Annotated in this window: 18 protein-coding genes; 8 read left to right on the top strand and 10 right to left on the bottom strand. The window is 39.5% G+C overall.

Going from position 1 to position 19,727, the window contains the following annotated elements; all coding sequences use genetic code 11:
- Positions 1–100 precede the first annotated feature (100 nt).
- From EWM59_RS11420 to EWM59_RS28670, 4 genes are all read left to right on the top strand, one after another.
- A complete protein-coding gene (locus tag EWM59_RS11420; protein ID WP_229239341.1) occupies positions 101–2,176 on the top strand; it encodes a carboxy terminal-processing peptidase in 2,076 nt (691 codons plus the stop codon).
- 253 nt (positions 2,177–2,429) lie between these two features.
- On the top strand, positions 2,430–2,780 hold the full coding sequence (locus tag EWM59_RS11415) for a PadR family transcriptional regulator (RefSeq protein ID WP_130021103.1): 351 nt from the start codon (positions 2,430–2,432) through the stop codon (positions 2,778–2,780).
- Between the two features lie 16 nt (positions 2,781–2,796).
- Positions 2,797–5,016, top strand: coding sequence for an ABC transporter permease (locus tag EWM59_RS11410; protein WP_310587850.1), 2,220 nt, complete (start codon positions 2,797–2,799; stop codon positions 5,014–5,016).
- Positions 4,977–5,495: an ABC transporter permease gene (locus EWM59_RS28670; RefSeq protein WP_310587849.1), complete on the top strand. Its 519-nt coding sequence runs from the start codon at positions 4,977–4,979 to the stop codon at positions 5,493–5,495. The genes EWM59_RS11410 and EWM59_RS28670 overlap by 40 nt, the downstream gene beginning before the upstream one ends.
- Positions 5,496–5,582: 87 nt before the next feature.
- Here the strand turns inward: EWM59_RS28670 and EWM59_RS11405 are convergent, their stop codons facing one another.
- The 5 genes from EWM59_RS11405 to EWM59_RS11385 all read right to left on the bottom strand — a co-directional run bounded on the left by EWM59_RS11405 (position 5,583) and on the right by EWM59_RS11385 (position 10,110).
- On the bottom strand, positions 5,583–6,041 hold the full coding sequence (locus EWM59_RS11405) for a hypothetical protein (RefSeq protein ID WP_229239340.1): 459 nt from the start codon (positions 6,039–6,041) through the stop codon (positions 5,583–5,585).
- Between the two features lie 78 nt (positions 6,042–6,119).
- Positions 6,120–7,718 carry a hypothetical protein gene (locus tag EWM59_RS11400; RefSeq protein WP_130021102.1) on the bottom strand — a complete coding sequence of 533 codons (1,599 nt, stop codon included), beginning with the start codon at positions 7,716–7,718 and terminating at the stop codon, positions 6,120–6,122.
- Positions 7,719–7,754: 36 nt separating this feature from the next.
- Entirely contained in the window at positions 7,755–8,294 is a 540-nt protein-coding gene (locus EWM59_RS11395) for an RNA polymerase sigma factor (protein ID WP_130021101.1), read from the bottom strand.
- Positions 8,295–8,379: 85 nt separating this feature from the next.
- Positions 8,380–9,813 carry a PepSY-like domain-containing protein gene (locus EWM59_RS11390; RefSeq protein ID WP_165372156.1) on the bottom strand — a complete coding sequence of 478 codons (1,434 nt, stop codon included), beginning with the start codon at positions 9,811–9,813 and terminating at the stop codon, positions 8,380–8,382.
- Positions 9,814–9,885: 72 nt separating this feature from the next.
- Positions 9,886–10,110 (bottom strand): DUF2905 domain-containing protein, encoded by a 225-nt coding sequence (locus EWM59_RS11385; RefSeq protein ID WP_130021099.1) that lies wholly within the window; start codon positions 10,108–10,110, stop codon positions 9,886–9,888.
- Between the two features lie 32 nt (positions 10,111–10,142).
- Between EWM59_RS11385 and EWM59_RS11380 the strand changes: the two genes are divergently transcribed.
- Complete coding sequence (locus EWM59_RS11380; RefSeq protein ID WP_130021098.1) at positions 10,143–10,820, top strand: NUDIX hydrolase; 678 nt, start codon at positions 10,143–10,145, stop codon at positions 10,818–10,820.
- Positions 10,821–10,960: 140 nt separating this feature from the next.
- On the opposite strand, the gene EWM59_RS11375 is transcribed toward EWM59_RS11380, so the two are convergent.
- Together EWM59_RS11375 and EWM59_RS11370 are read right to left on the bottom strand one after the other, a co-directional pair.
- A complete protein-coding gene (locus EWM59_RS11375) occupies positions 10,961–12,424 on the bottom strand; it encodes a Gfo/Idh/MocA family protein (protein WP_130021097.1) in 1,464 nt (487 codons plus the stop codon).
- 289 nt (positions 12,425–12,713) lie between these two features.
- Entirely contained in the window at positions 12,714–13,244 is a 531-nt protein-coding gene (locus tag EWM59_RS11370; protein ID WP_229239339.1) for a M23 family metallopeptidase, read from the bottom strand.
- A gap of 200 nt (positions 13,245–13,444) precedes the next feature.
- Here EWM59_RS11370 and hslU point away from each other — a divergent pair, with 200 nt between their 5' ends.
- Positions 13,445–14,839 (top strand): ATP-dependent protease ATPase subunit HslU, encoded by a 1,395-nt coding sequence (hslU, locus tag EWM59_RS11365; RefSeq protein WP_130021096.1) that lies wholly within the window; start codon positions 13,445–13,447, stop codon positions 14,837–14,839.
- A 110-nt stretch (positions 14,840–14,949) separates the two neighbouring features.
- Here hslU and EWM59_RS11360 read toward each other — a convergent pair whose 3' ends face one another.
- From EWM59_RS11360 to dnaG, 3 genes are all read right to left on the bottom strand, one after another.
- Positions 14,950–15,846, bottom strand: a complete 897-nt coding sequence (locus EWM59_RS11360; RefSeq protein WP_130021095.1) for a PE-PGRS family protein — start codon at positions 15,844–15,846, stop codon at positions 14,950–14,952.
- Positions 15,847–15,964: 118 nt separating this feature from the next.
- The gene (arfB, locus tag EWM59_RS11355) at positions 15,965–16,372 is read right to left on the bottom strand and encodes an alternative ribosome rescue aminoacyl-tRNA hydrolase ArfB (RefSeq protein ID WP_130021094.1); all 408 of its coding nucleotides are present in this window, start codon (positions 16,370–16,372) and stop codon (positions 15,965–15,967) included.
- A 21-nt stretch (positions 16,373–16,393) separates the two neighbouring features.
- A complete protein-coding gene (gene dnaG, locus EWM59_RS11350) occupies positions 16,394–18,367 on the bottom strand; it encodes a DNA primase (RefSeq protein ID WP_130021093.1) in 1,974 nt (657 codons plus the stop codon).
- A gap of 71 nt (positions 18,368–18,438) precedes the next feature.
- Between dnaG and EWM59_RS11345 the strand changes: the two genes are divergently transcribed.
- On the top strand, positions 18,439–19,050 hold the full coding sequence (locus EWM59_RS11345; RefSeq protein ID WP_130021092.1) for a trimeric intracellular cation channel family protein: 612 nt from the start codon (positions 18,439–18,441) through the stop codon (positions 19,048–19,050).
- A gap of 134 nt (positions 19,051–19,184) precedes the next feature.
- Positions 19,185–19,652 (top strand): hypothetical protein, encoded by a 468-nt coding sequence (locus EWM59_RS11340; protein ID WP_130021091.1) that lies wholly within the window; start codon positions 19,185–19,187, stop codon positions 19,650–19,652.
- The last annotated feature ends 75 nt before the right edge of the window (positions 19,653–19,727 follow it).

The following is a 19,727-nucleotide window of genomic DNA, read 5'->3' as shown; positions in this document are numbered from 1 at the left end:
AATTTACTTATAATTAGCTTTTTAAGGCATATAATTAACGATTCGGTATATTTTAAATCAAAACTCTCCTTAAGGGGGCGGGGTTATTATGTTAGAAATTATGAAAAAAATATTAGTCCTATTCACCCTGACAGGGCTTTTCGGGTGCTTTGAGAATAAAGCTCAGAACACCAAGACACCCACCGGGCCAACTTATGGCTACAAGGAGTTAGTTCCTACACGCACACAGGAGCAGGTTGAGCAGTTTGCTACCCAGTTTCTGAGTTATCATCACTATCAGAAATTCAAATTAGATGATAATTTTTCCTCAAAAGTGTGGGATAATTTCCTCAAAGATGTAGATGGTGGGCATTCTTATTTTACAAAAGCCGATGTTGAATCTTTTGAAAAATATCGCTATGGTATTGATGAAGATTTATTGGAGGGGGATTTGACGGCTCCTTTTGAAGTTTTTAATCTATTCAGAAAGAGATATAAAGACCGTTATGATAAAATCATGACCTTGCTTGACAAGCCATTTGATTTTACCAGTGATGAAACTTTTGATACTGACAGAGAAAAAGCTCCGTGGGCAACATCAGAAAAAGAATTAGATGACGTATGGCATAAGATTGTAAAAAGCCAGGTATTAGATCTGAAACTAAGCGGAAGTAAAGATAGTGCTATAACAGCTACCTTGAAAGACCGCTACAAACGCTGGGAGTCAAGAATTGCCAAATGGCGTTCAGAAGATATATTTCAGGCATTTATGAATGCTTTTTCTGAAAGTATTGACCCTCATACCAGCTATATGATTCCAAGCACGGCGGCACAGTTCAATATTGAAATGAGCCAGTCGGTAGAAGGAATCGGAGCTTCATTGAAAAATGAAGGCGATTATGTTGCCATTGCAGAGGTGATTCCGGGCGGCCCATTGTTTAAAGATGGGAAAGCCGTAAAGAATGACCGTATTGTGGCAGTAGCACAGGGTGATAATGGGGCATGGCAGGATATTGTAGGTTGGTTGACTGACGACGCCGTAAAGCTAATCAGAGGTACGAAAGGAACAGTAGTGCGTATTCGTCTGTTACCGGGCGATGCCCCTGCAGGTTCAACCACTAAAGAGTTGAGACTGGTACGTGAGAAAGTGAAATTAGAAGAGGCAGTTGCCAAAGGTGAAGTTGTGCCGATTAAACACAACGGTAGAGACTATAAATTAGGGGTAATTGATATTCCGATGTTTTATCGTGACTTTGAAGATGCCCGTAAAGGTGGCGATTTCCAGAGTACTACAAAAGACGTAAAAAGATTCTTGGACGAGTTTAAAGCCAAAGGAGTAGAAGGAGTTGTGATTGATTTAAGAAATAATGGCGGTGGTTCGTTGACAGAAGCGATTAACCTTACCGGATTATTCATTACCAAAGGCCCTGTGGTACAACGTCGTGATAACAATGGAGGAGTTGATGTAGAAAGCGACACAGACCCTGAATTAGTGTATAATGGGCCGTTAGTAATTCTTCAGAACCGTTTCAGTGCTTCGGCATCAGAGATTTTTGCAGGGGCTATTCAGGATTATAAACGTGGGTTGATTGTTGGTGAAAAGTCTTTTGGCAAAGGTACTGTACAACAATTAGTTGACTTAGACCAGTTCCTTTTGTCGCCACGTACGGCTTCTACTGATAAAAAGGCTTCTGCGAATGTTGGTTTCGACCAGAAAGAGAAATACGGACAGTTGAAACTGACTACTGAGAAGTTCTATAGGGTTACGGGTAACAGTACCCAACGCAAAGGTGTTTCGGCAGATATTAATCTTCCGTCTCCTTTTGACCCGGAAGAAATGGGAGAAAGTTCTCAGCCAACGGCTTTACCATTCGACCAGATTAATACTTCAAACTACGATAAAACCAATATCATTACTGATAAAGTGGTTAGTAAATTGCAGGAGAAATACAACGAACGTTTAAACTCTGACGTTGCCATGAAGCAATTGGTAGAAGACCTGGCCGAATATCGTAAAACGAAAGACATTACTGTGGTTTCTTTGAATGAGGCGAAACGTAAACAGGAAAGAGACGAAAACGAGAAACACAGAAGTGCCGTTAATAAGTTGAGCACAGGCGAAAAAGATGGTAAAGACAGAGACCTGATATTAAGCGAATCTGAACGAATCCTTTGCGATTTAATCAGCATTAAATAATACAAAAGATCTATGGACTGAGATACTCGAATAAGTTCGGATTTCACCTTTGGCACATATAAAAACGAGTTACGCTTATTTGGTGTAACTCGTTTTTTGTTTTTTACCTTGTCCAATTCTGGACGGGCATTTGTCCGTTTCTGGACAGTGCCATTCTTCAATATCCGCTTCTATGAGCCTTAAAACATGTTTTTTATAAATGGCACACGATTTGATTTACAATATTGTATCTAATCAACTTTTATAGAAGTATATGAAAAAAACGATATTAGGAGAGTTAGAAGAATTGGTGTTGCTGGTAGTTGCAGCCAGTACCGAAGAGGTTTATGGCGTGCCTGTGATGGAAGAATTACAACGGCAAACAGGACGTGATTTTACCATCAGTGCCGTGCATACTACCCTTTACCGACTGGAAGAAAAAGGCTTCCTTTCGTCATCAGTAGGAGGAGCAACTGCCGAGAGAGGGGGGAGGAGCAAACGTTTGTTTGCTTTAACTGCAACAGGCGGGCAGGCATTATCAGAGATACAACAGACACGTAACCGACTCTGGCAGTCTATTCCGCAAAGCAAACTACCACTATTAGGTAAACTTGACCTGACTTAACCAATACCCAACTGTTATGAAAAAGCAACAAGAATCATTAGCAGACTCCCAATCCTTTAATCCTCAACCACCTCGATGGGTTGATAAGCTATTAGAGTGGTTTGTAGCGCCTCACCTGCTGGAATACATACAAGGCGACTTGCATGAACATTTTCAAAATCGGGTTATTCAGGTAGGTTTAACTCGTGCCCGGCGAGAATATATCTGGTCGGTATTGCATTGTCTGACACCCTTCTTTTTTAAACGAAGAAAAACCAATTATAGCTATTACAACAATTATTCTAACCCCTCATTTACTGATATGCTCTCAAATTATCTGACCATTGCTTTTCGGAATTTGTGGCGACACAAAGGATTTACGGCCATTAATGTATTTGGTTTGGCCATAGGCTTGACCTCATGTCTGTTGATAGTGCTTTTTGTATCGCACGAACTAAGTTACGACCGTTATCATGCCAATGCCGATAGAATGTATCGAATGACATTGTATGGTAAAATGGATGAAAAAGAAATCAAACTGGCTTATACTTCCGAACCTGCCGGGCCCGCACTGCTAAGAGACTTTGCAGGGGTAGAGTCTATGACCCGTATCCGGAACGATGGAGGATTACTCGTTAAAAATGGCAATGATGTTTTTAAAGAAGAAAACATCGCATTTGTTGAACCAAATTTCTTTCAGTTTTTTTCAATTTCTATGCTGAAAGGAAGTATGGCAAAGGAACTCATTAACCCCAAAACAGTAGTGCTTACCGAAACAACTGCCAGAAAGTATTTTGGCGATACCGACCCTATCGGCAAAACCCTGATAATGGGTAATCTGGGGGTTTTTCAGGTAACAGGTATTTGTGCAGATGTCCCTTCCAATACCCATTTTCATTATGATATTTTTGGCTCTTTCAAATCTGTCAACAGCGGTACCAAATGGTTAGCCAGCGGTGCGCACACTTATCTGGTGCTTCGGGAGGGTTATACCCTCAAGCAGTTAGAAGCCCAGAGCCAGGCATTGGTCAATAAATATGTATCGGCCGAGATTAAAGAGTTTTTCGGGCTTAGTTTTGCCGAATTTCAGCAAAAAGGAAATTACTTTAGTTATCCTTTTCAGCGTGTAACCGATATTCATCTGCACTCTGATTTAGACGATGAAATAGAAGCCAACAGCGACATAAAATATGTGTATATATTTTCGGTTATTGCGTCGTTTATATTGCTTTTAGCTTGTATTAATTTCATGAATTTATCTACGGCAGGTTCTGCAGGGCGTTCTAAAGAGGTTGGTATTCGCAAAGTATTAGGCTCTGTTCAAAAACAATTAGTCAGTCAGTTCTTGACAGAATCTGTTCTTTTAACATTTCTTGCGCTATTACTTGCATTGGGGTTCATTATTTTACTATTACCCAACTTTAATAACCTAACAGGAAAACACCTTTCCCTGAGTGCCATTTTCAATTGGCGTATGTTGTCAGGTACTGTATTGAGCTGTCTGCTAATCGGTATATTGGCAGGTAGTTATCCGGCTTTTATATTGTCGTCGTTTAAGCCTATCACGGTTCTGAAAGGTAAAATGCAGGCCGGTTTCCGGAATGGCTGGTTGCGCAATACTTTAGTAACAGGTCAGTTTGTGGTATCAATCGGTATCATTATCGCTACCATTGTTGCTAATCAACAATTGCGATTCATGCAAAATAAGAAAGTGGGTTTTGATAAAGAACAGGTATTAGTATTACACGAAACCCACGTATTAGGGGAGCAGTTAAATGCTTTTAAAAATGAATTGGCAAAACTGTCTCCGGTTGTTCGGGTTTCGCTTGCAGGTTTTTTACCGGCTGGTATTTTGCGTAAGAGTGTAGATGGGGTGCAGATTGCAAACGGTTCACGTATCGTTACACACCGAACTAAAAGTTATTATATTGATGAAGATTATCTGCCTGTTTTAGGCATGAAAATAGCACAGGGACGTAATTTTTCAAAGACTTTTCCTACGGATAATTCAGCTATTTTGATTAATGAATCGGCCGCTAAAGCATTTGGGTTTAAAAATCCTGTTGGTCAGCAAGTATCTCTGACAGGAGATGGTTCTGCCGGAAGCAAACGTACATATACTATTGTGGGTGTAATTAAAGACTTCCATTTTGAATCTATGCACCAAAGCATTGCGCCATTGATAATGTTTTATGGGGAGATAATTCTCAATTGGCTTTGCGTATTAAAACAGAGGATATACGGGGTCTATTGGTAAGTCTTGAAAAACTATGGAAAGCTGAAACTGATACTCCTTTTGTGTATTCTTTTTTAAATGAGCGATTCAATAGTATGTATCAGGCCGAACAACGGATTGGAAGGCTGTTTGGCATTTTTGCAGGTTTAGCCATTTTGATTTCTTGCTTGGGATTATTCGGATTGGCTGCTTTTGCTACGCATCAACGCACGAAAGAAATCGGCGTCAGGAAAGTATTAGGCGCATCTGTCGGAAGCATTGTTTCACTCTTATTGACAAATTTCCTTAAACTGATTCTGATTGCTATTCTTGTGGCCTCACCTCTTGCCGGATATATTATGAGCCAGTGGTTGCATGATTTTGCTTACAGAATAGATTTATCGTGGTGGATGTTTGCCATAGCGGGCGTATTGGCTACCTCTATTGCTATATTGACGGTTAGCTACCAGACGATTAAAGCGGCATTAGTGAATCCGGTGAAGAGTTTAAAAAGTGAATAAACACTAAGGATAAGTTTAAGAAAATCAGCTAACGAAAAAGCACTGCATGAAGACAGTGCTTTTTTGTGATTCAGGTGTATGATAATTCTATAAAGTCGAATCAGTTTTGGCCGAATCAACAGGAGCCGTTGGCACTGGCTGCTGTTGCGGTTGTGGCAGAGACAGATTGGTCGGTAGCTGTGGTTGGTCTAAAAATTCAACATCAACTATAAAGTATTTGGTATCACCATTCCAGGGAAAGCGGAAAAACTTCTCACGGAATTTCAGCGTTACACGTTCTCCTGTTTTTAAAGCTTGTTGTAGTTTGGGCGTAACAGAATCTAATTTACACGAAAAATCCCAGTAACGGGGTGTAAGTGTACCTGTTTCACCCGAATATCCTCCTTCATTCAAAACTCCTTCAAATGTTTTAAAAACATAGCCACGCTCACTGAGTTTTGAGATAGTTCCGGCTCTTTCTCCTTTTGAATAATATCCGGCAGTAAGATAATAGAACACTCCTAAGACTACCAATAACAATATTATCAGAAAAACTCTCAGTTTCATTGCGTTATCGTTTATATGTGTTGATGATGCAAATGAAATGATTTTTGAGAGAATTGCAAAAAATAGCAGGTTACTTTATTATATAAAATTGATACGCAAATTAAGCCCGATATTATAAGGGCGTATCTTTAAATAATTATTGGCATCAAATGATTGAGAAAGGCTGTATCTGAAGGTAGGCTCTATCCAGAGCGATTTACCCCCTTTAATCGGGTAAGAAACGCCTACGGAAGCATTGACATAATACCCGAAATCTTTGTTATTGAGTACATGAACGGCTTCTGCACCCCCTATGGCATAGATACTTGTTTTCTTCCGGCTTACTAAATAGGCATTATCTAATTTTAAGCCTATGGATTGCATGAATTGTTTCTGAGCCACTTGCTCACCAATACCTACCAAAGTATAAGCGCCGTTATCGGCGGTCTGCACTTCATAATCGCCAACATTTATTTCATAGTTAGCCCATTGTTGCACACCTGTATAGGCCGCTGAAACACCCATAGCAAAGCGGTCTGACAATGGTTTCATGGCACCTGCTCTTACCTGAATGCCGAGGCGTTGATTATCAATGGCATCTAAACGGCCTACCTGTTGAATATAGGCATTAGTTTGCGGCAGAATTGTAAATGCCTGATAGGTTTGCAAAGGCATCAGACTGGCCGTAAAATTTATCTTCCGATATACTCTTTGTTGAGGTTCTTCAACCTGATAAGGCCTTTCGGCATTATAGGCAATAGCACTGAAAGGCTTTCGAATCGCTTTTTGTTGGAACCCCTTACCCGACAACTCTTCTAATTTCAACTCTTCTGTTGCATTATTCTCACCAGTAGCATTCGCTAAAACTTCGTTTTCATGGGTTGGTTTTGAAGTAACTTCTTTCTCCTGCATAACAGGATTAATACCTGAATCCTGATTGTTTCTTCGATTGGGCTTTTTATGAGCTATCTGTGTTTCGAGGGTATTATTTACACTATTTTTAGCCTCTTGAGTGGCTTTTTTACGTGGAGTACTAAAGTCTTTATTTGATACGCCGTTTTTATCTTTGTTGATAGGCGTATGGTTGGATACTATATTTTCATTGGAAGTAGCTTCTGATGGCAGTTGTTTTTTACGAACTTTTGCTGTTGACTGGGCTTCCTGAGAATCTCTCTTCTCTCCAGCTTTTTTATCTTTTAGCTGATTAACAGAAGCAGGCTTTTTATTGCCGGAATTTATAGCAGTCATGTCTGAATCGTCTTTGCTATTGAGCAGCCACCATAAACTACCTAATAATAAGACAAGTCCTGCCGCAACACCAATACGATAAAATAATGGGATAATGATGCCACGACGGCGTTTCTTAGGCTGAATAGCCTCTTGTATTTTCAGCCAGCTAATAGCTTGCGGTTCGGGCTCATAATCTTTGAATTTCTGTGCCAGGTCAACACCTGCACGGATTTTCTCCCATGAATCCTCCTGTGGTTCGGGTTCATAGGCTGCCATGCGTTGGGTGAGGTCAAGACTGGCACGAATTTTCTCCCACGAATCCTCCTGTGGTTCGGCTTCGAAATCCTGAAATAGCTGAGAGAGTTGTACAGACGCACGAATTTTGTCCCAAGATTCTTCCTTGGGCTCAGCTTCGAAGTCCTTAAACATTTCTGACAGTTTTTTCTTTATTTCGTCGTCCGGTTGCATATATTATTCCCTATAGGGAACAAACCTTATTAATTTTTAAACAGTTACGCCCATTTCAATGAGCTTTTTTCTTAAATGAACTTTTGCCCTTGATAACTGAGACTTTGAAGTTCCCTCTGAAATGCCTAAAATTTTAGCTATTTCATTGTGTTCGTAGCCATCAATCAGGTACATATTTACTACCATTCTATATCCATCTGAAAGTTCGTTAATGACTGCCACAATTTCTTCATGCCCCAATTGAGATATGGCACTGATATCTGCATTGCTGGTATCTTCCAATACATGGTAATCTACAAACTGCCTTTCGTTGGTATTCTGCCGGTAATGGTCAATAGCCGTTCGGATAACAAGTGATTTTACCCAATATTCAACCGATTCAGGTTTTTGTAAATCCTGAATTTTATTAAAAACTTTAATAAAAGCCTCCTGAAAAATATCTTCGGCTTCCATGACCGTACGTGCATAACGCCGACAAATACCCAATAACCGACCTTTATAAAGATTATAAAAGGCGGCTTGTGCTCTGGGGTCGTTCCTTTGGCATCCAAGTACTAATTCAATTTCATTGGGCATTCTCAAAAGGATTGCAGTGTTCTTAGTAATAACGTTTAAAATAGGTTAGCATTATCTGCCCCCAATATGAGCCGCAAAAGAGGAGTTATCCTTTTCTTGCAGCCACAAAATTGCCATTCGCATCAAAGCTTAAAATATAAAATTCACTGCCAACTTTGATAACTATGATATATGAAAATAACTGATTGTCAACGTAATGCATAATACCTGCCTGAAAACCCCAACCCGTATAGAAAGTATTGAAATACCCTTTTATCTGGTCGGGTATATCTGTATCCTTCATGTATTTTTTTATCATTTTGCCATTATCAAATTTCAACAGGTTCTCAAAAGCATTGAGCACATTGCCTTTGTCGTCAAATGAGAGGCTGATGGCAAAATTCTCTTTCACTATAGCTACCCAATAGATTTTTCTGTCTTTATCTGTAATAAGCGAGGTTTGTATATAAGTAAACTCACGATAACGGTTAGCTAAAAAATTAGTAACGAACTCAGGTAAATCTTTTGGCTGAATGGTCTTTATTTCATACTTCCCACTTGATGCACCTATGGGGCCGCATACCTGTCTGCCACCTATATAAGTTCCCTGTGTGTCAGACTGTATGGAGAATTGTTTTTTACCAGATGTTACTAAAATAAAATACCCTTCTAATTGCCCGTTTTGCGAAAATGTAATGCCATTTTCATAAGTCCACTCACTAAAACTGTGATTCAGAAAATCTTTGATAAACTGAGGTAAACCATTAAGCAACAAGGGTTTATATTCTAATCGGTTGAATGGCACAGTAAGACCCAAAGTGCCCGACCTTAATACATTTCCTTTTTCGTCAAACAGATATTCAAATGTGCTCAGGTCTTTAGTTACCACAACCGAGTAGAGTTTGTTGCCTCCCTGAATAGACACCGCAGCTTTAACAAAAGTATAGTCTTTGTGTTTTTCTGATAGATAAGCCTTGATAGCTTCGGGCAAATCTTTTTGCTCAATAAAGTAAATTTTAGGTGGCCCACCCATGCCCCCGGGTCCACCTCCTGGACCGGGTCTGTCGTTTGAGGCTATCATAATTAGGGTTCCGGTAGCATCAAATATTACGGCTATGTCTTTGCCTTCTGCCAGGGTTATAATTACTTTATAACCGATAACCGTGCTATTATTTGGCGCTAACTGCTGACACACATTTTTTATGACAGCCCCCGGAAAATTAGTACTGATATAAGTTTTGGCATTCTCGGGCAACTGTATCCCATTAGTTATCTTATAGGTCTCAGTAATTTTCCCGATATTGTTGACTATGGCCGACATGCGGTCTACTTTATACTGAAAGTTCGACTCCCACAATTTATCTCTTTCAAGTGTAGAAAACTTTATCTGTGTAGCTTCCGGAAATTCTTGTTTAATGGCATTAACAGCCGTCTTTGGTACTGCTTCGCCCGGATTAAAGACAGGTTGAAGATCCTTTACGCTATCGCATGCCGACATAATACAGCCTATCAACAACACATATATGTATAGTTTCTTCATTTTAGCGTTAAATCCTTCTATCGGTTTATACATAAAGACGCACCCCAATAAAAATTGGTTGCATTAAAATAATTACAAAAACTTTTTTACGAGATAAATAATGAGATTCAGTAGTAAGCTGAGCAATATCATCGTAACAACGGGAAAATAAATGCGGGTATTGCCTTTTTCGTAGCGTATGTCGCCGGGTAATCGACCAAACCAATGCAATTTGTCGGCAAAAAAATACATAACGATGCCTATTAATAGAATGATGCCACCAATGAAGATGATATATTTTCCTGTGTTTTGATTCATGTACTGACTATTTTTGCAGAAAAATTCTGTTTATGACCCACGAAAAACTCGAAGACGCTCACAAATTTAAGATTTGGAAAAAGAATTTGGTAGAAAACGGACTAAAAATCAATCAGATCGACCAACACTATACCCGATACCGCTATAATGGAGAAATACTTTTTTCTCTGTTGATGTTAGATGCCGAAACTCCTGAAGGTGATAAGATACCTCCGATATGTTTCCTGAAAGGAGAGGTTGTATGCGTACTAACCTGTTTGATTGACAAAGATACTCACGAAAAATACCTTTTGCTGGTAAAACAGAGAAGAATTGCAGAGGGGGCATTTACTTACGAACACCCCGCAGGTATGGTAGACGGTAGTAAAACGCCTTTAGAAATTGCCGTGCAGGAAATAAAAGAAGAAACCGGCTTATCTGTTACTGCTGACCAACTGATTAATGTTACGCCTCAGAAAAGGGTTTTCCCAAGCACGGGAACAAGCGATGAGGCCGTTTATTTGTATTATTGTGAGCTATATATGAGTGCACAGGAAATAGCAGACCTCAACGAAAAAGAAATGGGTACTGATTATGAATTTGAAAAAATAACCACACATATTCTGCCTTTTGTAGAAGCACATCGTTTAATTGACAATACCAATGCTTTATTATTAAACTATCTTTATCTGACTAAAATAAAAGATTTTGCCCTGATGGCTCAACTTTGAGAGAAACTAAAAATCCTGCTTCTCACGAGGCAGGATTTTGCTTTATATGCGATGCTCACCCAATGAATTGGGTGGCTACTGAAACAATGGTATTTTTTATTGATAGTGCCGACTCAAGTCGGCACTGCATTCGCTCTCATTTACACCAATTTCCAGCCTTCACGGTATTGACGTGAAACGAATTGGTTAGCCTCATCGAAGTTGGTAATCTTCATGTTAGTACCATCCCAGATCAATTTTTTACGTCCATCGTAGTTGAAACCGTTTTTACCGTTCGATTTACGTAGATTATAGCTACGGATAGCCAGGTTACCCATCAATACTGTTTCAGTCAATGGGCCTGAGTAATCGAAAGAGGATGAAAGCCCTTTGTGCTCTTTGCTATTGAAACCTGCTTTACAAGCCTCAGCCCAAGATGCCTGATGGCCATGCTCCGGTAGAGGTTTTGCATTAGGGTCAGCCTTTGGCATAATATCTATTTTCTCTCCGTTTTTCAGATAAATCTTAGGCGTATTACCATAAGTACCGCAAGTCATTACGCCTTTAGTACCTATCATTAATACACCATTGCTGCTATCTGCTTCTGCCAATGGCTCGTTAGCCGGAATCCACTCAGGGTGGAACGGACGAATACCACCGTCTGTCCAGTACATCGTAACAGGGGAGTTGTTGCGTTTGGTAGCAGGGAATTTAATTTGTACACTTGAAGATGGAGGGCAACCTTCCGGATTATATTCTGGTTGCCAGTCTTTCAGGAATACCTGCCCAACACTACATTCAACTTCAGTCGGATAACCCAAGCCTAACACACGGAAAGCAGGGTCAATCAAGTGACAACCCATGTCACCCAATGCACCTGTTCCGAAGTTCCACCAGCCACGCCATTTGAACGGGTGATATAATGGGTGATAATCAACCCATGAGGCAGTACCTACCCATAAATCCCAGTCTTGCGGAGTCATCGACTCAATTAAAGCAGGCTTATCAGTTGGGGCAGGGCTACCTTGTGGCCATACAGGGCGGTTAGTCCAGATATGTACATCACTTACAGTACCGATAGTGCCTTTGTCCAACCACTCCATCATTACTTTTTGTGTCGGGTTAGAAGCACCCTGGTTACCCATTTGAGACACTACTTTGTACTTTCTGGCAGCTTCGGTCAGCTTACGAGCTTCGTAAATATCGTGTGTCAAAGGTTTTTGCACATATACGTGTTTACCTCTCGACATCGCATCCATAGCTGCTACGGCGTGTTGATGGTCAGGAGTAGAGATAGTAACGGCATCAATATCTCCTTTCATTTCATCAAGCATTACTCTGAAATCTTTGTAACGCTTGGCGTTAGGGAATTTGTCAAGGCTGCCTTTGCAACGAGCCATATCAACATCGCAAAGTGCTACTACATTATTTACGCCATTATTATAGGCATTGGCAATGTCTGAACTACCTTTACCACCGGCACCAATGGCGGCAATATTCAGTTTATCGCTTGGTGCAAGAAAACCTTTACCTAATACATGACGAGGTACAATAAAGAATCCACTCGCAGCAACAGCGCCGCTTTTGATAAAATCCCTTCTGTTCGTTGTCTTTTTGTTTTGCATTATTGAAGAGTTGAATAGTGAAAATTAGATTAAAGTATGTAAAATCTGACTGAGATTTTACGTTTTGTTAAGCGTTTTGAATACGCTTGATTTTTAGTTCAAACTTACAAAAAAATCTGTTTTCTTGATAAATTTTATGACATTTCCATGAAAAAATAATTGTATTGCGTATAATAAGCTATTGGTTTAAACAATACAAACAAGTATTTCTTATACTCGCTTGTATTAACGAAAGGCTACTGAGTTTATGCTTATTTATCTGATTCTTTTATCAGGAAGTACGTCTGTCTTATGATGTCGCCTGATTGAGCAATACAATGGGGTTGAGATAAAACATTTTTTTCCAACCTTGTTTAGAACCATCAATCTGCCAGACATAGGGAAAAAGTGTAATGAGTGAATAATGCAAGTGTGGTGCTTTACCTTTGGCATTTCCTGTATGGCCTATTGTACCTATGGTATCCTGCCCGTTTACATAAGAAAATATTTTTGCCGTAACTGTATCCAGATGCGCATAATAGTGTATACGCCATTTAGGACCTAACACCATCACTACTTTACCTCCTTTGCCTAATGTTCCATTATAAATAACCAGACCTTTGGTAGCAGAATTAACAGCCACACCTTTTGGTGCAAATATATCTACCCCTTTATGAGTGCCAGATGTACCCCAGGGATAATACCAATAAGATTGCTGGTTGTAACTGGCTTTTGGTGCCCCTTTTACAGGCATCCTGAATGATTGAGGCATAAGAAAACCTGCAATAATAATAAGTAGCAAAATCTGGAAAGTTTTATTATAAGAAATAAAGCGTTTCATTCGTGGTTAGATTAGCGTGTAGAGCAATTTAGAAAAATGCCTTAATACTGTCAAAAGGATCTCAGTAATTTTTTATACATCTCTTCAGCCGTTAATCATAAAAAAAGGTCTGCTGTTTGTTTTAGACCGAATGAAAACTAAATTTGCGCCCTAACTGTTGATAATAACATAATAAGCACTTAAATATAGCTTTATCTTACATGGCGAAAATCATAGAAAATCTTACACCGCAACAAATCGTACAGGAACTTGACAAATACATTATTGGTCAGAAAGAGGCGAAAAGAAATGTAGCCATTGCGCTACGAAACCGTTGGCGCAGAATGAATGCCAATGTAGAGATGCAATCAGAGATAATTCCGAACAACATTTTAATGATAGGTACTACGGGGGTAGGTAAAACAGAAATCGCCCGTAGGTTGGCAAAAATTGCAGAGGCACCTTTTACCAAAGTAGAGGCTTCAAAATTTACAGAAGTAGGATATGTGGGCCGTGATTGCGAAAGTATGGTAAGAGATTTGGTAGAGCAGTCGGTAAATATGGTGAGAGCTGCCAAGAAAGAAGAAGTAAAAGCCAAAGCTTTAGAATCTGTTGAAGATACTTTGCTTGATATTCTGATTCCACCGGTAAAAGATAAAAAAGAAGTAGGTTTTGCCTTAGAAACCAAAAAGCAGGAGATAGAAGATTATACCGAAAGTCTGCTAAACGAAAAAACTCGTGAGGCTTTCAGAGAAAAACTGCGCAACGGGGAATTAGACCACCGCAAGGTGGAGATTGATGTGCAGGGGAATGGGGCACCTTCTATAGGTGTCATGGGCGGCCCCATTGATGATGTTTCGATGATGAACATTCAGGAAATGATAGGAGGGATGTTGCCAAAAAAAGGGAAGAAACGCAAAGTAACCATTGCTGAAGCCCGTAAATTGTTGCTGGAAGAGGAAGCGGCCAAACTGATAGATATGGACGAAGTAAAGGAGGAAGCCGTATGGAAAGCTGAAAATTTAGGTATTATTTTTATTGATGAAATTGATAAAATTGCCTCAGCAAGTGGTAAATCAGGTGGGCCTGATGTAAGCCGTGAAGGAGTACAAAGAGATTTACTACCAATTGTAGAGGGTAGCACGGTAAATACCAAGCATGGTTCAGTAAAAACCGATCATATTCTGTTTATAGCTGCCGGAGCTTTTCACGTAGCCAAACCGTCAGACCTGATTCCTGAGTTGCAGGGACGTTTTCCTATCAGGGTAGAGTTAGAGAGCCTCACAGAAGAAAACTTTTATCAGATTCTGAAAGCCCCCAAAAACGCTTTGACCAAACAATATGAAGCGATGCTTGAAGCAGAAGGCGTAAGTTTAAGTTTTGATGATGAGGCCTTAAGAGAAATAGCCCGTATTGCCTTTCATGCCAATAGTGAAGTAGAAAACATAGGTGCCAGACGCTTGCAAACGGTAATGAGCCATCTATTGAATGAAATCATGTTTAACGTGCCTGATGTAATCGGAGCCAATGCCCAGATAATTATTACCAAAGAACTGGTAAACGAACGATTATCTAATTTGGTGAAGAATAAAGATTTAAGCCAGTATATTTTGTAGTTTTTTTTACCACGGAGTAACTCGGAGTTGAACTCAAGCAGTTGCACAGAGTGATTTTAACTCCGAGTTACTCCGTGCAATACTTGGTGTAACTCCGTGGTAAAATGTTATTACTTTTTTTTAGAAAAATGATATAAATAAGAAGGGGTTGTTTGTCCATCGGGGGTTTCACTATTGGTAAAATAGCCGTTCCCGTCTGTGTCGAAACAAAAACCTTCCCCTTGCGACTCTCTTACATAGGGTAATAGCTTGTCTCTGGTTCTTGCAAGCGTTTGCGGAATGGTTTCTCCGTCTTTGCGATACCAGTAGTATAATACTTCGTAGTTCCGAATCACAATTTCTTTTCCATCAGGCGAAATTCCCCCACTTGTGATAATCTGTACAGGAATATTCTGCAAAAATTCGGCTGTTTGTATTTCAGAAACCGACTGCGGATATTTAAGCCGATACAAACGTACATTAAATTCTCGCTTGGTAACTATATAAATATCTTTGGTAGCAGGGTCAATCATAATACATTCGGCATCCCGGCTACCATCGGGGTATTGAAATGAGATACGGTCATGCGCAGTAACTGATTGCCCTAACGCTTGTGGTTCGATAAATCGGTAGATATAATACTTATTGTCATAAACAGCCAGATTATCTCCAATATCAGCCAGATAAAGGTAGTTTTTGCCATTCTCCGGCCCCGAGCCTATCGAAATATCTTCCCAGTCACGGTTAGGGAAAGGCATTTTTACTGAGCCTTTATATTGTCCCTGATGAGAGAACAGATAAATATTATTCGGATTATCTCCGTCTTCCTGAAACCATACATTACCCGGCATACTCCGGCTATCACAAACACCAGATGCTTCATTGGCTATATTGTTCGGAAGCGTGGCTATGGTTGGGGTAGTTTCGTATTCCGGAAGTACGTCAGGCTGTGGGTCAGGATTAGGGTCTTTAAACCAATTGCAGGAATAGAGAGAAAGTGGAATCAGTAAGTATAGTATTTTTTTCATTCGGTTGTTGGAAATAATCTTTGCAAAGAAAACGATTCTGGTGCTAAGATATTGGACTTAATAATTATTTAATCCTGCCTGTCGAATCATCAATGCCGTTTTTTTATTTTACGGTCAATTAATATTCAATCTTCTGATTTCTGTTTGCTTTTTTATCTGACTCTATTTTTTTAGACTTTAATCTTTTCTCTACTGCCTCACCGCTTGGTTTGGTAGCCAATCTTTTTTTCTTCTCGTGCAGTGCCTTTTCCAGCGTTTTATAAAATTTCTGTACCGATAATTCTTTGTTCTTTAACTGGCTCCGTTTTTCCTGCGCTGTAATCACCAGTATAGTGTCCTGTACTAACTGATTCTTTAACTTTTCAAGTAGCCTTTCTTTCTGCGTGTCTGACAATAATGCAGAGGTTTGTATATTGAAGCGTAATTCTACTTTGGTTTCTACTTTGTTTACATTCTGCCCACCCGGCCCTCCACTTCTGGAGGTAGCAAATTCAAATTCGGGTGAAAAATCTATGTCTTTTATCATGTTTTTATTGTGTGATTCGTTTTATCCTTGCACAACTGTACCCAGCAGTTTGGCTATTTTTTTAATTACTTCTTTTAATTGCATCATTTTTATCAATACCTGTTCCTGTACTTCATAAGATTCTGCTTCTATCAATTCAACTTCTAATTTGGCCATTTCAGTTTCAAACCGACTCTTCTTTAGCCTTAATATATTAGAATACGCCATATCAGCTAATTTATCAGCTTCTACAGGTACATAAATTTCATATTTTTCCCAGCTTTCGCTTAATACATACGGCGATGAAAGCCAGTTGATAGCTTGTATCTGTATTTCATTATCCTGATGACTTGTAAAATAGAGCGTTTCAGGTATTTGCCCTCTCTGATGAAACTCCCGACAGATATTCAATATTTTTCCATACGATGGGGTTGCAAACTGCATATCTTTAATTTCATTGAAAATATAATCTGTCAGTGTAAAATCTATATTGTCTATAACATTCCGTTCTAAAACATTGCTGCCATAGCACACCAATAGCCTTACACATTCTTCTTCGTGATAGGATAAGATACTCCGTTCTTTTTCCTGATTAACTTCAATTAAGTCCTGAAACTGGGTAGGAGGGAGTTCCTGAACAGAGATATTAATGTCTGAAACGGGCTGAGTTCTTTGTTGCCTTTGTCGGTCTTTTTCTGATTCCTGTGCCTTTCGCTGAAAGATTTTATTGCCCTCAGTAATCAGTATATGTTCATCAATGCTTAATAAAGAAGCTACCTCTTTGTAAAATACCGAGCGTTTAATAGAGTCAGGTATTTTGGCAATGGTTTCAACCAGTTCTTTTATTAGTTCAGCTCGTTTGATAGGGTCATTGCCTACATCTTTGAGTGAAATTTCGGTTTTAAAACGAATAAAGTCTTTCTGGGTATTCTTTACATAATCTTTAAATGCCTGACTCCCTACCTTTTGCACAAAACTATCGGGGTCATCACCATCAGGGAATACCACCGCTTTCACATTCAGGCCTTCTTCTAAAATAATATCAATTCCCCGTAAAGAAGCCTTGATACCTGCGGCATCGCCATCATATAATACGGTAATATTATCGGTAAATCGCCTGATTAGCTGAATCTGTTCTTTGGTGAGGGAAGTCCCCGAAGAGGCCACTACATTTTCAATACCCGCTTGGTTGAGCGAAACCACGTCAGTATAACCTTCTACCAGATAACAATTCTCTTCCTGACGGATTGGGTTTTTAGCCTGAGCAATACCGTAAACAATAAAACTCTTGTGATAAACCGCCGTTTCTGGTGAATTAAGATATTTAGGCGAATTAGGGTCTTTTTTCAGGATTCTGGCTCCAAAAGCAATGGCTTTTCCGGCGACATTATGAATCGGGAAAATCACTCTACCCCTGAAACGGTCAATAGGGTCTTTGCCTTCTTTGATAATGGTTAAACCTGCTTTCTCTAAAATATCAAGTGCGAAACCACTTTTTAAGGCATGTTTGGTAAAAGTATCCCACCCATCGGGGCTATAGCCCAAATCAAACTTATGGATAGTCTGATGATTAAACCCCCGTTCTTTAAAATAACTCTGTCCGATGCTTTCGCCTTCCGGTGTTTTCCAGAGTTGTTCCTGATAATATTTATTGGCAAAGTCTAAAGCAATGTACAGACTCTCTTTTTCATTCTGGGTTTGTTGCTCCTCGCTGGTTACTTCTTTTTCGGCAACCTCGATTCCATACTTTTTGGCTAAGTGTTTCAATGCCTCAGGATAGCCCATACCCTCAATATCCATCACAAATCTTACTGAGTCTCCGGCTTTGCCACAACCAAAACATTTATAGATTCCTTTAGAGGGCGAAACAGAGAAAGAAGGCGTTTTTTCGTTATGAAAAGGACAACAGGCTATCATGTTTGCTCCCCGTTTTTTGAGAGAAACATAGTCGCCCACTACTTCTACTATATCGGCGGCCTGAATAATCTGCTGGACTGTGTCCTGGTCTATGCGCATGAAGCTATTTTACAAGAAAACGTTAATCTGACGTTTTTCCGACTAATTTTGTTCCAAAATTAAGAAAACCTATGGAATTTTTCACCTTTATTAATATAGGCGGAACAATTGCCTTTGCTGCTTCGGGTACATTAGCGGCTATGCGTAAAGATTTAGACATCTTCGGACTTTTAGTGATTGCCTTTGTTACCTCTGTTGGCGGAGGAACTATCCGTGATGTACTGATAGGACATTTACCTGTCAGGTGGATTTTAGATTCTTCCATTATCCTGTTAATCATTGGTTCAGCAGGTATTACTGTTCTCCTCAGAAGTAAAATTGAACATTTAGATAAAGCCCTTACGTTCTTCGATTCTCTCGGATTAGGCTTTTTTGCATTGAGAGGGATACAGGAAGGTATTTCGGTTCAGTTAAATATTCCCTCATGCATTATCTTAGGTACTATTACGGCTTGTTTCGGGGGAGTAATAAGAGATATTATGCTGAATGAGATTCCGGCACTTTTCCGAACAGGCCAGTTATATGCAACTGTTTGTATTGTAGGAGGGGGTTTATTTTTTGCATTGCAGCAATTAAATATTTCTCCCGAATTAATAGATATAATGACAGTTTTATCCATTTTTGGCATTCGTACACTGGCAATCAAGAAAAACATTTCTTTACCAAAAATCAATAAAATGTAAAAAGTTGTTGGAAAATTTCAATTTAATTGATTAATTTGTTGCATGAACCAAAACTACTACTGAAAAGAGTTGCCTCCATATCGCTTCTGGTATTACTTATCTGTAATATACTCGGCTCTACATTTGTCTTGATAATGGATAAATGGCAGGAGCAACGTATGGTACAGACTAATGTATTCTATGAGGAAAATGGCGAGCAATTAGTGATGAAAGTGCCAATGGCCATTCCTTACTTAGCCGGTTGGGATGAATCAGAGGAAGCAGATGGTTTGATTATCTTCAAAGGCGATTTTTTCCGTACTACTCAACGCAAATTTGCAAACGACACCCTTTACACTTATTGTACGAAAGAAAATGCGAGCCGTGAAAACGTGTTCAGCTTATTGCAACAAGTAAAAAAACATGTAAGCGACGAGCCGACGAGTCCGGGTAAAAAAGCCCTTAATTTCTTTAAGAATCTTACGAAAGATTATACTCAGTTCAATAGTAGTACAATTGCCTACTTCTGGATTGAGGACCTCCCGTTAAAAATCTACACCTATCAGGAGTTTATTCCTGCTACAACAAAATTAGTTCATTCTCCTCCGCCTGATTTGGTTTAAAACAGATTTTCTTTTCTACAATTTTTGTCATAGATGGGCAAGGTATGCACTTTGTCGTCGATGATAAGAATTTAC

It is taken from the genome of Emticicia agri, from assembly GCF_004168285.1.
Classification (GTDB): Bacteria; Bacteroidota; Bacteroidia; order Cytophagales; family Spirosomataceae; genus Emticicia; species Emticicia agri.
The sequence above is the reverse complement of the archived record's forward strand: the minus strand, read 5'-3'. Positions and strand labels throughout refer to the sequence as shown.

What these genes read in the sequence shown, in the direction of transcription:
- EWM59_RS11405 (WP_229239340.1), bottom strand. Translation starts at nt 6,041, where the DNA reads ATGAAACTGAGAGTTTTTCTGATAATATTGTTATTGGTAGTCTTAGGA.
- EWM59_RS11410 (WP_310587850.1), top strand. Translation starts at nt 2,797, where the DNA reads ATGAAAAAGCAACAAGAATCATTAGCAGACTCCCAATCCTTTAATCCT.
- EWM59_RS11380 (WP_130021098.1), top strand. Translation starts at nt 10,143, where the DNA reads ATGACCCACGAAAAACTCGAAGACGCTCACAAATTTAAGATTTGGAAA.
- EWM59_RS11385 (WP_130021099.1), bottom strand. Translation starts at nt 10,110, where the DNA reads ATGAATCAAAACACAGGAAAATATATCATCTTCATTGGTGGCATCATT.
- EWM59_RS11345 (WP_130021092.1), top strand. Translation starts at nt 18,439, where the DNA reads ATGGAATTTTTCACCTTTATTAATATAGGCGGAACAATTGCCTTTGCT.
- EWM59_RS11360 (WP_130021095.1), bottom strand. Translation starts at nt 15,846, where the DNA reads ATGAAAAAAATACTATACTTACTGATTCCACTTTCTCTCTATTCCTGC.
- arfB (WP_130021094.1), bottom strand. Translation starts at nt 16,372, where the DNA reads ATGATAAAAGACATAGATTTTTCACCCGAATTTGAATTTGCTACCTCC.
- EWM59_RS11420 (WP_229239341.1), top strand. Translation starts at nt 101, where the DNA reads ATGAAAAAAATATTAGTCCTATTCACCCTGACAGGGCTTTTCGGGTGC.
- EWM59_RS11400 (WP_130021102.1), bottom strand. Translation starts at nt 7,718, where the DNA reads ATGCAACCGGACGACGAAATAAAGAAAAAACTGTCAGAAATGTTTAAG.
- EWM59_RS11390 (WP_165372156.1), bottom strand. Translation starts at nt 9,813, where the DNA reads ATGAAGAAACTATACATATATGTGTTGTTGATAGGCTGTATTATGTCG.
- EWM59_RS11375 (WP_130021097.1), bottom strand. Translation starts at nt 12,424, where the DNA reads ATGCAAAACAAAAAGACAACGAACAGAAGGGATTTTATCAAAAGCGGC.
- EWM59_RS11370 (WP_229239339.1), bottom strand. Translation starts at nt 13,244, where the DNA reads ATGAAACGCTTTATTTCTTATAATAAAACTTTCCAGATTTTGCTACTT.
- EWM59_RS11415 (WP_130021103.1), top strand. Translation starts at nt 2,430, where the DNA reads ATGAAAAAAACGATATTAGGAGAGTTAGAAGAATTGGTGTTGCTGGTA.
- EWM59_RS11340 (WP_130021091.1), top strand. Translation starts at nt 19,185, where the DNA reads ATGGATAAATGGCAGGAGCAACGTATGGTACAGACTAATGTATTCTAT.
- hslU (WP_130021096.1), top strand. Translation starts at nt 13,445, where the DNA reads ATGGCGAAAATCATAGAAAATCTTACACCGCAACAAATCGTACAGGAA.
- dnaG (WP_130021093.1), bottom strand. Translation starts at nt 18,367, where the DNA reads ATGCGCATAGACCAGGACACAGTCCAGCAGATTATTCAGGCCGCCGAT.
- EWM59_RS11395 (WP_130021101.1), bottom strand. Translation starts at nt 8,294, where the DNA reads ATGCCCAATGAAATTGAATTAGTACTTGGATGCCAAAGGAACGACCCC.